Annotated in this window: 11 protein-coding genes and 1 tRNA gene; 6 read left to right on the top strand and 6 right to left on the bottom strand. The window is 35.1% G+C overall.

Annotated features, from left to right (window positions below):
- Positions 1-100: 100 nt before the first annotated feature.
- Positions 101-391, bottom strand: a complete 291-nt coding sequence (locus PVV57_RS08725; protein ID WP_273783887.1) for a hypothetical protein — start codon at positions 389-391, stop codon at positions 101-103.
- 299 nt (positions 392-690) lie between these two features.
- Here PVV57_RS08725 and PVV57_RS08720 point away from each other — a divergent pair, with 299 nt between their 5' ends.
- Positions 691-1122 (top strand): ABC transporter transmembrane domain-containing protein, encoded by a 432-nt coding sequence (locus PVV57_RS08720; protein WP_273783885.1) that lies wholly within the window; start codon positions 691-693, stop codon positions 1120-1122.
- An 862-nt stretch (positions 1123-1984) separates the two neighbouring features.
- On the opposite strand, the gene PVV57_RS08715 is transcribed toward PVV57_RS08720, so the two are convergent.
- Both PVV57_RS08715 and PVV57_RS08710 read right to left on the bottom strand, forming a co-directional pair.
- Positions 1985-2194, bottom strand: coding sequence for a hypothetical protein (locus PVV57_RS08715; RefSeq protein WP_273783884.1), 210 nt, complete (start codon positions 2192-2194; stop codon positions 1985-1987).
- A gap of 577 nt (positions 2195-2771) precedes the next feature.
- Complete coding sequence (locus PVV57_RS08710) at positions 2772-2942, bottom strand: hypothetical protein (RefSeq protein WP_273783883.1); 171 nt, start codon at positions 2940-2942, stop codon at positions 2772-2774.
- Positions 2943-3443: 501 nt separating this feature from the next.
- Between PVV57_RS08710 and PVV57_RS08705 the strand changes: the two genes are divergently transcribed.
- Positions 3444-3566 (top strand): hypothetical protein, encoded by a 123-nt coding sequence (locus PVV57_RS08705; RefSeq protein ID WP_273783882.1) that lies wholly within the window; start codon positions 3444-3446, stop codon positions 3564-3566.
- Positions 3567-4081: 515 nt separating this feature from the next.
- Here PVV57_RS08705 and PVV57_RS08700 read toward each other — a convergent pair.
- Positions 4082-4888, bottom strand: coding sequence for a hypothetical protein (locus PVV57_RS08700; RefSeq protein WP_273783880.1), 807 nt, complete (start codon positions 4886-4888; stop codon positions 4082-4084).
- Between the two features lie 256 nt (positions 4889-5144).
- On the opposite strand from PVV57_RS08700, the gene PVV57_RS08695 reads away from it, so the two are divergent.
- Genes PVV57_RS08695 through PVV57_RS08685 form a run of 3 tightly spaced genes read left to right on the top strand, consistent with a single transcriptional unit; the run spans position 5145 to position 8582 of the window.
- On the top strand, positions 5145-6812 hold the full coding sequence (locus PVV57_RS08695) for a peptidase domain-containing ABC transporter (protein ID WP_273783879.1): 1668 nt from the start codon (positions 5145-5147) through the stop codon (positions 6810-6812).
- A complete protein-coding gene (locus tag PVV57_RS08690; RefSeq protein ID WP_273717656.1) occupies positions 6802-8127 on the top strand; it encodes an HlyD family type I secretion periplasmic adaptor subunit in 1326 nt (441 codons plus the stop codon). Before PVV57_RS08695 ends, PVV57_RS08690 begins: the two co-directional genes overlap by 11 nt.
- Positions 8128-8132: 5 nt before the next feature.
- The gene (locus tag PVV57_RS08685; RefSeq protein WP_273783878.1) at positions 8133-8582 is read left to right on the top strand and encodes a toxin-activating lysine-acyltransferase; all 450 of its coding nucleotides are present in this window, start codon (positions 8133-8135) and stop codon (positions 8580-8582) included.
- Between the two features lie 247 nt (positions 8583-8829).
- Here the strand turns inward: PVV57_RS08685 and PVV57_RS08680 are convergent.
- Positions 8830-8904, bottom strand: a tRNA-Gln gene (locus tag PVV57_RS08680).
- Between the two features lie 822 nt (positions 8905-9726).
- On the opposite strand from PVV57_RS08680, the gene PVV57_RS08675 reads away from it, so the two are divergent.
- A complete protein-coding gene (locus PVV57_RS08675) occupies positions 9727-10329 on the top strand; it encodes a superoxide dismutase (protein WP_273717658.1) in 603 nt (200 codons plus the stop codon).
- A gap of 81 nt (positions 10330-10410) precedes the next feature.
- Here the strand turns inward: PVV57_RS08675 and PVV57_RS08670 are convergent, their stop codons facing one another.
- Positions 10411-12504, bottom strand: a complete 2094-nt coding sequence (locus tag PVV57_RS08670) for a S9 family peptidase (RefSeq protein WP_273783876.1) — start codon at positions 12502-12504, stop codon at positions 10411-10413.
- Between the last annotated feature and the right edge of the window lie 424 nt (positions 12505-12928).

Raw genomic sequence — 12928 nt, 5'->3', positions numbered from 1 at the left:
TTACTAATAATATATTTTAGTTACAAATGTTTGTAGATATATTCACTAAAATATATCTACAACATCATTAACAATTTAAAAACTTATTAAAATATTATAATTAATAATAGCACGCGTTATACTGAGCATTTAAACCTATACCTGCTCCTACCCCATAGCCAAGACCTGCACCGATTCCTCCACCGGTTCCTGCACCTAAAAATATACCAAATGGGCCTGATGAAAAACTTCCGGCTATACCGCCTATAAATACTCCACCAGTTCGTCCTACATCTCTTCCCACCACTCCGTATGAATTTGCTGTAGAGAGATAATCGCCGACAGTACACCCAGGCTGTGATCCACTACTTGAAAAATTAATTGATGAAATATCAGACCAAGCATTAGACAACCTATGAGACAAACCAGTATTAGACCAACCACTAAGCCAACCAAACATACAAATTCTCCTTATATTATTAAAAAACTGCATCACAACGATACAGTGGTAACTCTGTTATTATTCATTTTAGCAAATGTCAAATATAATTTGTATAAATAACAATAAAATACTGTATAAATAATAAATACATTATGTTTATATTACATTAACACAAAATGTATATTTTGTATAAATATAATACTATTTACAATACTGTTTAAATATGAGACACAAAACCCTCTTTCTCTTAAACAAAATCATAAAATAAAATGAATCATTCACAAGAAAAACTAGTAGCCTTCTCTTGGTTTACAAGCACAACAAAAAAATATATTTATTATGTTCTTGAACTTAATTGTGTTGCCATTGTTTTGCGTTTACTGGGCTTGGTAAACCCTTTTATTTTTCAGACAATTATCGACCGTATTCTCCCTTTCCAGCGCATTGAAAGTCTCTATGCTATTGTTATCCTTATGATTGCTATCATGCTGTTTAGCACAGCTCTTAGCTCTCTATCAGGTTACCTAGGTGCTTATTTAGCCAATCGGCTTACATTAGAATTTGGACGACGTATTTACAGCCATCTGTTAAGCCTCTCCTTGCCTGTATTACGTCATTGGCAAGTAGGAGAACTGTTTTCGCGTATTGGAGAAGTTGATACAATTCGTGGTTTTTTAAGAAAAAACTCTGTAAAAAAATAAATTTAGCAAACTTCATTATAAACTTATAGCTACGCAAAAAATCAATAACAAAAAATAATATGTTGCTTTTTCTGTCTCTTTTTAACTAAGGCAACTCATTTTTTGAAAAATAAAATGTCTAAAAAGATATGAAACAATTACTAAAAATAAATCTTATTTAATCTGATAAAAAATACCTATCGTATAGAAATATTATATATAAAAATACTTATCTATTTTACGAACGATTTTATATATAGAGAGATAAAGATAGAAATTGAGTATGCTATAAATAATAAACTTAACTCAACTAAATCTGATTTTATATGTTTTTTCCAACTTCTGAATCTAAGTATATAAGAAAAAACTTTAAAAAAACCAATAATACTTATTAAAAATAACGCAGTTTTAATAACTTCTAAAGTATCCACAATAAGAGATTCCAAAAATGTAATATATATAATTAAAAATAATAGAAACTTATATTTTATAAAATATAATTTAAATATAAATGCTAATATATAATATATTTTAATGCAACATAAATAAAACAAAACGCCAAAAAGAACAAAAAGAACAAACCAAATGTCTTAAGCGATTCCTTTATACTATTTTTCCAACTGTCACCAGTGTATCTATAAATTAATGAAAATAAAAATATAAAAATAAATATTGAATACAACAAATTAAAAACATTACCTATTAATAGTGAAATAATATTATCACCAATATACATAATAAAAATCCGAAATGAAAATTTTATATAAAATATTATAATGATATATATCTATAAAATACACATTATAAACGAAATTAGACATATATTTAATAATATATGTCTAAAAATTGATTTTAAAATATATTATTAAGAATTATCTACAAATCAAAAAAGGTGAACGCGACCACCACAGTCCTGAAACTTGCTCATAGGACCTATAAAAAGCCCCGCATTGCTGCCAAATGTATAACCTGTATATCCACCCACTGCAGCACCTGCAATCGTACCCCATAGACCACCTCGCGATCCCCTTAATCCTCCATACAGAGCTCCCACAGCTCCTCCAACGATTCCTGTCCCTATCTTACTTACCATCGCAGCATGGAAATAATCCTTAGGACCAAATGCCGTAGATGAACTTGATGAATGTGAACTGCTACTTGAATCATGTGATGAGCTTGAACTACCTATTTAAATCCTCCTTGTTTATTAAAAAACGTATCAGATCGATACAATTAAAATGGTTAGCATGCGGTTTAGACAACTGTCAAATATAATTTGTAAAAATATATAAATTATAATAAATAATAAAATAATGATAATAACTTAATGCTATGTTATTATAAAATTCCCATATATTTAACTAATAAACTTCCAGAATAATATATTATAAAAAATATAATTGTTGATAATATTATTCTTTTTATACTCCAGTTCTCACCTTTAAATCTATTGAAAAAAAACATGAAAAATCCATATATAAACGTTGCCAATAAGGAGCTAGTAAAAGTATTCATAACAAAAGAATCCAAAATAAAATATCTATTATCATAAACAAAAATATCCCTGAAATCAGTTGAGCCATAGCTTTAAAGATGTTTATAATATCACTGATCTCAGAAATATCTTTATCGTTATTTTCTAAATAAATTAGAAACAGTGTTCCTCCATTTTATGGATGGCATTGATTGTACTTATCTATAAAACCGGCAGCAGCTCCTTCTAATCCGCCTGTTAGCGCTCCTTCCGGACCCAATAATGCACCAGCAATACCTCCTATTAATCCTCTTACGATGCCACCTGCACCTAATGCTTGGTAATGGAGCGCTTGTGCTAAAATCATCTTCTTCTGGAAAAAGCCAACTTTTTGGTTGTGAGTTACTACTTGAACCATCTGATTATTCATGCTATTTAGCAAAAAATCAAATATAATTTGTAAAAATATATAAATTATAATAAATAATAAAGTAATGATAATAACGTAATTCTATATTATTTTAAAATTCCTATATATTTAGCTAATAAAATTCCAGAGTAATATAATATAAAAAACGTAATTGTCGATAATATCTTCCTTTTTATACTCCAGTTCTTACCTTTAGATCTATTGTAAAAAAATATTACAAATCCATATATAAACGTTACCAATAAGGGGCCAGTAAAATTATTCATAACAAAAAAATCCAAAATAAAATATCTATTATCATAAACAAAAATATCCCTGAAATCAGTTTAACCATAGCTTTAAAGTATGTTTACAATATCACTGATCTCAGAAATATCTTTATCGTTATTTTCTAAATAAATTAGAAACAGTGTTCTTCCACTTTATGAATGGCATTGATTGTACTTATCTATCAAACCGTTAGCAGCTCCTCCTAATCTGCCTGTTAGCGCTCCTTCCGGACCCAATAATGCACCAGCAATACCTCCTATTAATCCTCCTACGATGCCGCCTGCAACCTAATGCTTGGGAATGAGCGTCTGCGCTACAATCATCTTCTTGTGGAAAAAGCCAACTTTTTGGTTGTGAGTTACTCCTTGAATCATCTGATGAGCATGCTATTTAGCAAAAAATCAAATATAATTTTTAAAAATATATAAATTATAATAAATAATAAAATACTGACAATAACGTAATTCTATATTATTTTAAAATTCCCGTATATTCAATTAATAAATTTGCAGCATAATATAATATAAAAAACCTAATTGTTGATAATATTGTTATTTTTATACTCCAGGTCTCACCTTTAAATCTTTTGTAAAAAAACATGCAAAGTCCAAATCCAATTGCTGTCACTAAGGAGCTAATAAAAGTATACATAACAAAGAATCCAAAATAAAATATCTATTATCATACACAAAAATATCCCTGAAATCAGTTTAACCATAGCTTTAAAGTATGTTTACAATATCACTGATCTCAGAAATATCTTTATCGTTATTTTCTAAATAAATTAGAAACAGTGTTCTTCCACTTTACGGATGGCATTGATCGTACTTATTTATAAAACCGTTAGCAGCTCCCATTACTCCGCCTGTTACGGCTCCTTCCGGACCAGCTAATGCACCAATTAATGCTCCTGCGCCTGCCTTTATGGCTACTGATTCGATATAATCGCTTACTTCACAACTTGGATTCGGATGGCATTCATTGTACTTATCTATCAAACCGTCAGCAGCTCCTCCTAATCCGCCTACGAATGCACCTGGACCAGTTGCTAAACTAACTGCTGCTCCTATGCCTCCGTGTATGGCAGCTTCTGCAACATAATCGCTTGTTTCACAACTTGGTGCCGTATGGCATTTATTGTATTTATCTGCCAAAGCGTCACCAGCTCCTGCTAGTCCACCTCCTATTGCTCCATTGACAAAGCCCTTAGCGACACCTCCCGATCCAGAAAAAATACCTCCGACTGCACTAGCAATACTTCCTATTACTGTTCCTACAATGCCGCCTTTACCTGCTGCTTGGTAATGAGCGCCTGCACTACAATCATCTTCTTTTGGAAAAAGCCAACTTTGGGGACGTGAACTACTACTTGAATCACCAGCTCCTCCTATTCCGCCGCTTACTGCTCCACCGAGTAAGCCAGCACCTGCACCTCCTGGTCCAGCAATAGAACCTCCAGCTGCACCAGAACCACCTCCTAATATTGCTCCTACAATGCCACCTGTACCTGCTGCTTGGGCATAAGCGTCTGTACTATAATCATCTTCTGGAAAAAGCCAACTTTTTGGATGTGAGTTACTACTTGAATCATGTGATGAGCTTGAACCACCCATTTTATCCTCCTTTATTTATATTTATTAAAAAACGTATCATAGCGATACAATTAAAATGGTTAGCATGCGGTTTAGACAACTGTCAAATATAATTTAAAAAATAACAATAAAAATACTGTATAAAATAATAAATACATTTTGTTTGTATTGTGTTCATACAAAATGTATATTTTAATTAAGCAATAATACTATTTACAATACTGTTAAAATATGAGACACAAAGCCCTCTTTCTCTTAAACAAAATCATAAAATCAAATGAGTCATTCACAAGAAAAACCAGTAGCCTTCTCTTGGTTTACAAGCACAACAAAGAAATATATTTATTATGTTCTTGAACTTAGTTGCATTGCCATCGTTTTGCGTTTGCTGGGCTTGGTAAACCCTTTTATTTTTCAGACAATTATCGACCGTATTCTCCCTTTCCAGCGCATTGAAAGTCTCTATGCTATTGTTATCCTTATGATTGCTATCATGCTGTTTAGCACAGCTCTTAGCACTCTATCAGGTTACCTAGGTGCTTATTTAGCCAATCGGCTTACATTAGAATTTGGACGACGTATTTACAGCCATCTGTTAAGCCTCTCTTTGCCTGTGTTACGCCATTGGCAAGTGGGGGAACTGTTTTCGCGTATTGGAGAGGTTGATACAATTCGCGGTTTTTTAACAGGAACCATCGCCACAACCGTACTGAATGTTCTCTTTGCCATTATTTATCTTGCTGCACTCTTTTCTATTAGTCCGAAACTTACCTTTATTGTCCTTATCATTTTACCTTTACAAATGGGCTCTTTGGCATTCGTCGGTCCCTTCTTGCGCCGCCAATTACGCCGTGCTTTCACTCTACAAGCCGCCCATAAATCACGCCTTATTGAAAGTTTTACCAATCTTGAAGCTATCAAAGCGCATGTAAAAGAAGCTGCTCATACGATACGGATGCAAGAAACTTTAGCCCGCAGTCTAGATCAAAGCCTCACAACCAGTAAATTTCATCTCTTAAATGGGGCTTTAAGCCATATTTTTGGTGATCTTTTCACTATTTTTATCATCTTTTTTGGTGCTCAAGCAGTGCTGCAAAACCAGATTACGCTAGGGCAACTTATTGCCTTTCATCTTCTTGCTGGCAATGTTTCTGGTCCTATTTTAAGCCTTTCCTCTTTATGGGAAGAATGGCAGCATTTAAAAATTTCTCGTCTTCGTTTGGGTGATATTCTTAACGCACTTTCAGAATGGGAAAAGGAAAAGCCCCCCCTTCAACTCATCACCAAGCCCCATCTTGAAGCTAAAGATATCTGTTTTTCTTATGGAGACACACCTATTATCAACCACCTTGATGTCTGTTTACAACCTGGTAGGCCTATCATGTTGCTTGGCCCTTCAGGATGTGGAAAATCAACCTTTGCCAAGATTCTCTGTAGTCTTTATCCCCCATCAAGTGGGAAAATATTGCTTAACAATCAATCTTTACAAAATTTTGATATCCGTAGTGTGCGCAAAACAATCGCGTATTTTCCCCAAAGCCCTTGCCTTTTTTCCGGAACCATTCTTGAAAATATGCTTCTTGCCAAACCAGATGCTACAGAGGATGAAATCGTTGCTGCCCTTCATGCGAGTGCTTGTCATGATTTGATCTCTCAATTGCCTCAAGGGCTTCATACCCAAGTAGGTGAACAAGGGGGCTTTTTATCAGGAGGTCAACGCCAGCGCCTAGCATTGGCTTGTTTTTTTCTCATCAAACCGCAAATTCTTATCTTGGATGAGCCCACTTCCGCATTGGATGACAGGGTTAGTGCACAAATTGTTGAACATTTATACACGCTTTCGCAAGAGCGTATTGTTCTCGTCATTACCCACAAACGCGATCTTTTTCCCAAGCATGCAACCCTATTAAATTTCACTGAAATGGGAACACAAAATGGTAGATAAAGCTCCTCATTTGCGCCCTTTATCGCCAACCCTTCATATGGTGGTTGCTGTTTTTGTCGCCTTATTCCTCTTTATTGTCATTGGTAGTTTTATCTCAAAAACAGAGATTGTTGCACGGGGACAAGGGGCGGTTATTCCCACCTCCTATGTTCAACTCGTCCAAGCGCAAAATACAGGACGCATTGAAAAAATTCTTGTAAAAGAAGGGCAATTTGTTCATCAAGGTGATCTCCTTATTCAATTAGATCCCCGCGAAGCCTTAAATGAACGCGCACGCGTTCAAGCCGATATTGCTCAACAGACCCTTCAAGCGCAAATTGCCGCCGCTATCTTAGCTGCCTTGAGTGAACGAGATCCTTTGGATACGGATTTTGTAACCAAAGGGCTTTCTTATTTGCAAATTCCTGCCTCTAGCAGCAATACAGCAAGGCTGAAAGGGGAAAAACTCATCCACGCGACTCTTCAATCGCTCCAAGATAAAGTAAAAACACTGAAAGCTCAGGCTGACCGTGTTACACGCAGCGGTGCTGTCCAATACGCACAATTGGACAAATTACAAGATGATCAACAATTAAGCCAAGAAAAACTCAAAGCTGCCAAGAGTCTGATGGAAACAAAAGTCATCAGTAACTCTCTTTATTTAGAACGTCTCCATGATTTTAAAAATGTAGAACATGAAATTTTAGCCAATAAAAGACGCTTGGAAGAAAATACCGCTGAAATAGAAGCACTCCACCAACAAAGACAAAGCCTTATTTCCGATGAAATCGCCCGCTATCAGCAGCTTTCTCGTGAAACAGAACTCTCTTTACAAGGCTTAAAAGCCAAACTTGACAGCAGCCAATATCGTCTTGATCACTTATCACTTTATGCACCTGTTGATGGACGCATTGATGATTTAAGTATCCACACTTTGGGTGGCTTTGTAGAAGCCGGTAAAACGCTCATGCGTATTGTCCCTGACACAGGCGGGCTGATTGTTGAAGCGTTTTTTGATAATCGAGATATTGGTTTTTTAGAAAAAGGCCAACGTGCTTACGTAAAATTTTCTGCCTTTCCACCTGAACGCTACGGTGTTGTCTACGGTACAGTTATGAATGTAGGTGCAACAGCGCGCCATGAGCAAGAAATTAATGGTGCTTATGCTGTTTTAATTAAAATCGACCAAGATCACATCACTTTTAATCACCAAGAGCTGAAATTTATCCCTGGCATGACCGTGACAGCTGATGTCATTACTTCAAAACGGCGCCTTATTTCTTATTTCTTTGAACCTATTACAAAAATTTTAGAACAATCCCTAAAAGAAAGATAATCTTTATGAATGAAACTCCATCACCCTCACTCATAAACCCAATAATGGCTTTAGGAGCTATGGTCGTTTTAATGCTTCAATCCCCCCTACACCGCCGTTGGCTAATCTGGGATATTGAACGAAACTTAGGTCCAGCCTTACGGGTTGGGCAATACAAACTCTATCAAAATGAACATGGAGCATTTTGCGCCTTTATCACTTGGGCTTTTTTAGATGAAAAAAATCATCAATCCATGCTTGAAACGGGAGAGCTTTTGCCCAATGCTGACTGGCAGACTGGAAAATACGTATGGTTTATTGATTATGTAGCACCTTATGGCCATACTGCACATATTGTCCGCGATATGCAACGAAATATATTTCCTGACCAGCATTATTGTTATGCTGTCCGACGTAATGAAGATGGCGGAATACGAAAAATTGCTCGTTGGTGTTCCTATAACCCATCCAAATAGCTTTTATCTACTTAAGTGCGCCTCAATCATTTAAACCCACTCTCTTAATAGAAAAGAATCTTTTAAAAGAGCGCGTTGGAAATCATTATCGTAAAAGAGAATCTTAGCGTATTGATTGAGAGCTAACGCGCTAAAAACGGATATCTCTCAGCTTACCGGATTAATATCAATAGCAAAAAACCACTAAGAGGTTTAATCCACTCTCAAAGCTTCCTAAAAATTCGACTTAACTCATTTCATTAAAGTATGGCTGGGGTACCTGGATTCGAACCAGGGAATGCCGGTACCAAAAACCGGTGCCTTACCGCTTGGCTATACCCCAAAAAAAATACGCTTTATAATTACTTTTGCACCTTATAGCGATTCCTGTGATTGGACGCAATATCTGAAAATCAAAGACTTTACTTTTTTATCATAAAGTCTCTACCCTTTGTACGATACTGCAACGATACAAATTCGCAGCAAAAATAATATACAATTTTCCTTCTAACACAAGTCACAACCATTTATCCATAAATTATTTTGCTCTTTTATTGATTTCCTAGAAACAGAAAATAAAAATCTTATCGTTTAACTCGTGTCTTTAAATAAATGAGCATATGCTTTACTTTTCTTGATATATTCAAATCTCATCTTGCTCAATTAAAACAAAAGTTATCACCACATTGAGGGCTGGCAAAGTGGATAATAACCGCTGTGCTCTTTCATTAAGCATAAAGATGGTAATCTCTTTATTGTCATACTTTTCATAGATAGCCCCATAAAATGACATCAAACGCATTGAAAAATGTCTCTTCAAAATATGACTTAATATTCTGTTGTAAACACCATGACACATCAGTAAATTGAAAAAAATTGAGGTATAAGAACAAAAAACGAGGGATTCTCTATTTTTTCATTCAAAAGATCATGATATTTTTATCTGTTCATAGATGTCAAAAAGTCTTCAGAAGCATTATTTATATATAGTGCTTGTGTCCTTTTTGATTGATTAGCATATATTTCCTAAAAGCTCCTTTTCAAAGAGAGAGACATTAAAATTAATTAACATATAATAAGCATTCAACATTTGCTTTTAGGTACTGCAAATGGCAAATTAGGATTTTTAAGTAAGCTTAACAATTAGAATCGAGGAGATTTTTAAATGGCTTTTGAATTGGCTGCATTGCCTTATGATTACGACGCTCTTTCGCCCTATATGTCACGCGAAACGCTTGAATATCATCATGATAAGCATCACCTCACTTATCTTACCAATACCAACAACCTTATAAAAGACGCAGGCTTGGAAAATGAAAGCCTTGAAGAGATTGTTAAAAAAAGTTTTGGAAAAAATATTGGTTTGTTTAATAATGCAGCGCAATATTACAATCATAACCATTTTTGGAATTGGATGAAAAAAGATGGTGGTGGTCAAAAGCTGCCTGAAAAACTAGCAAAAGCTATCGAATCTGATCTAGGTGGCTATGACAAGTTCCGTGCTGATTTTATTGCTGCTGCTGGTGCCCAATTTGGCTCTGGGTGGGCATGGGTTGCTGTTAAAGATAGTAAGCTTGAAATTATGAAAACGCCTAATGGTGAGAATCCTTTGGTTCATGATGCTCAACCTATTCTAGGTGTGGACGTGTGGGAACATTCCTATTACATTGACTACCGCAATGCTCGTCCGAAATATCTCGAAGCTTTCGTGGATCATTTGATCAATTGGGATTATGTTTTAAAACTTTATGAAGATTGCGGATTGTAAGCCATCTAGATAATTTTTAAACGTCTATCAGTCCCTATAATCCAGTAAATTATAGGGACTTAAAAACAAAAGTATTATAGATTAGCAACTGTTTTTTCCTGCTATCTTTAGAATATATGCATAGATATAAGCGATTTCTTCTAACTTTGAAAAACGTCCAGCCGCACCAGCATGCCCGGAGTCCATATTAATACGCAATAAAATTGCATTATCATCTGTTTTTAACGCGCGCAATTTTGCTACCCATTTTGCAGGTTCCCAGTAAGTTACACGTGGATCTGTTAATCCTGCGATCACAAGCATAGGAGGGTATTTTTGCGCCTTGACGTTATCATAAGGAGAATAAGAAGCTATAAGATTATAATCTTCTTGTGATTCAAGAGGATTTCCCCATTCCGGCCATTCAGGAGGCGTTAGAGGTAAAGAAGCATCGAGCATCGTGGTTAAAACATCAACAAAAGGGACATTGGCTATAATCCCAGCAAAATCTTGTGGCGCTATATTGGCAATAGCTCCCATCAACATTCCGCCAGCCGAACCACCATGCGCAATAAGCCGATCATGCGCCGTGAATTTATTGTTTACAAGATAGCGCCCACAAGCAATAAAATCGGTAAATGTATTATATTTTAAAAGATGTTTTCCTTTCTCATACCATTCAACCCCTTTTTCTTTGCCTCCACGAATATGAGCAATAGCATAAATAAAACCTCTATTTACAAGAGAGAGGACATTACTATTGAAACTGGCAGGAATAGAGATTCCATAAGCACCATAACCGTAAAGTACACAAGGTGCACAGCCATTAAGGGGTGTCGTTTTATGATAAAAAAGTGAGATAGGAATTTTTTCACCATCCTCTGCTGTGGCCATAATACGTCGCGTTATATAGTCATCTTTATTATGGCCAGAGGGAATTATTTGCGTCTTTAATAATATTCGTTTGCGACTTTTCATCTCATACTCAAATACTTGATCAGGCGTTGTCATAGATGAATAAGAAAAGCGAATGGACGGACTATTATATTCCGCTGCACCTTGTAGACCTAAAGAATAAGCCTCTTCATCAAAAGCAATGGAATGGATTTGTTTTGTTGTACGCTCCATAATTTTTATACGAGGAAGTCCTTCAAAGCGTTCGAGCCAAATGAGAAAGTCTTGATACGCATCATGGGATATGATCAAACATCCAAGCTGATGAGACACTAGTTCCGACCAATTTTCTGATTGCGGTGCTTCATGCGGCGCAACCATAATTTTAAAGTCCTTTGCGTCATCTAAATTGGTAAGGATATAAAAGACATCACCACCTTCTGTAAGGGAATATTCAACACCTTTTTGCCGTTTTCGTACACATTGAGGAATGGTAAGAGGCGCTTCAGCAGGAATTAACCAGACCTCTGACGTTTCATGATCATGAATATTAATATAAATAACATCATGAAGCTTAGAGCCACTTACATTTAAGAAAAAACCTGGATTATCTTCACGAAAAATAAGCTTATCTTGTGATTGATCCGTGTTTAAGCGATGATAATAAAGCTCTGAAGGCCGGTGGCTTTCATCCACTTTTGTATAGAAAAAACCTTCAGATTGAGCATCCCACACAATTTGTCCAGATGTATCAGTTATGGTGTCTGTAAAATCAGATAATGTGTCTAAATTACGAATTTTAGCTGTATAGAATTCTGATCCTTTATCGTCATAGGTCCATACAACATATCTATGATCAGGAGATTCTTGTACTGAACCCAAACTGAAATATTCTTTACCTTCAGCCAAAAGATCACCATTAAGATAAACATGTTTTTCTCCACCATTCCTTGGTGTCCGAAAATAATGTGGTTGTTGCCCTCCGGTAACATAAGAAAATCCGTAAGCAAAAGGTCCATTTTTTATAGGAACGGAACTATCATTCTCTTGGATCCTACTTTTCATTTCAGTAAAAAGCAAATCTCGTAATGGCTTTGTATCAGCCATTTGAGCCGCTTGATAAGAATTTTCTTTTTCGAGATGATGTCGAATATTGGGATCAAGACAGTTAGGATTTTTAAAAACATCTTGCCAGTTAGATGCACGTAGCCAATGATAGGGATCATCACGAAAAATACCGTGATATATTTCTTTATGAGTGATTCTAGATGCTTTGGGAGGAGTTGTAAAAGTGCGGGTCATACACAATCCTATATTTAAAATATGTTAATAGCTTCGTTTATATGTTAGAATCAAAATTATTGATGCAAGTGTAAAAATATAATTTCAACGCATTTGCAGAAATAGCGTCATGATCATTTTTACAATTAATATCCTTCTATTCATTAGTTGTCATAGCTATTGTTTTCTAAGGATAGAATGCCACTTTTATAATGGAAGTGACTGGTAAGACAATTAAGTTATGAGAGAAAGAATTGATTTTTTTTGAAACAGTATAAATATATAATTTTATAGAAAGGAATAAATATATCTAAAATATTTCCGTTATATCATAAAAAACAAAAAATTATTCTATATCGCTTTAATGAATAGTTGTATATTCCAAATAGTGATATTTTGTCATATTTATAATAAAGTTTGTTTTTTGCTATAAATTTAATAAATA

It is taken from the genome of Bartonella sp. AU15XJBT (genome assembly GCF_028618615.1).
Taxonomy (GTDB): domain Bacteria; phylum Pseudomonadota; class Alphaproteobacteria; order Rhizobiales; family Rhizobiaceae; genus Bartonella.
The sequence above is the reverse complement of the archived record's forward strand: the minus strand, read 5'-3'. Positions and strand labels throughout refer to the sequence as shown.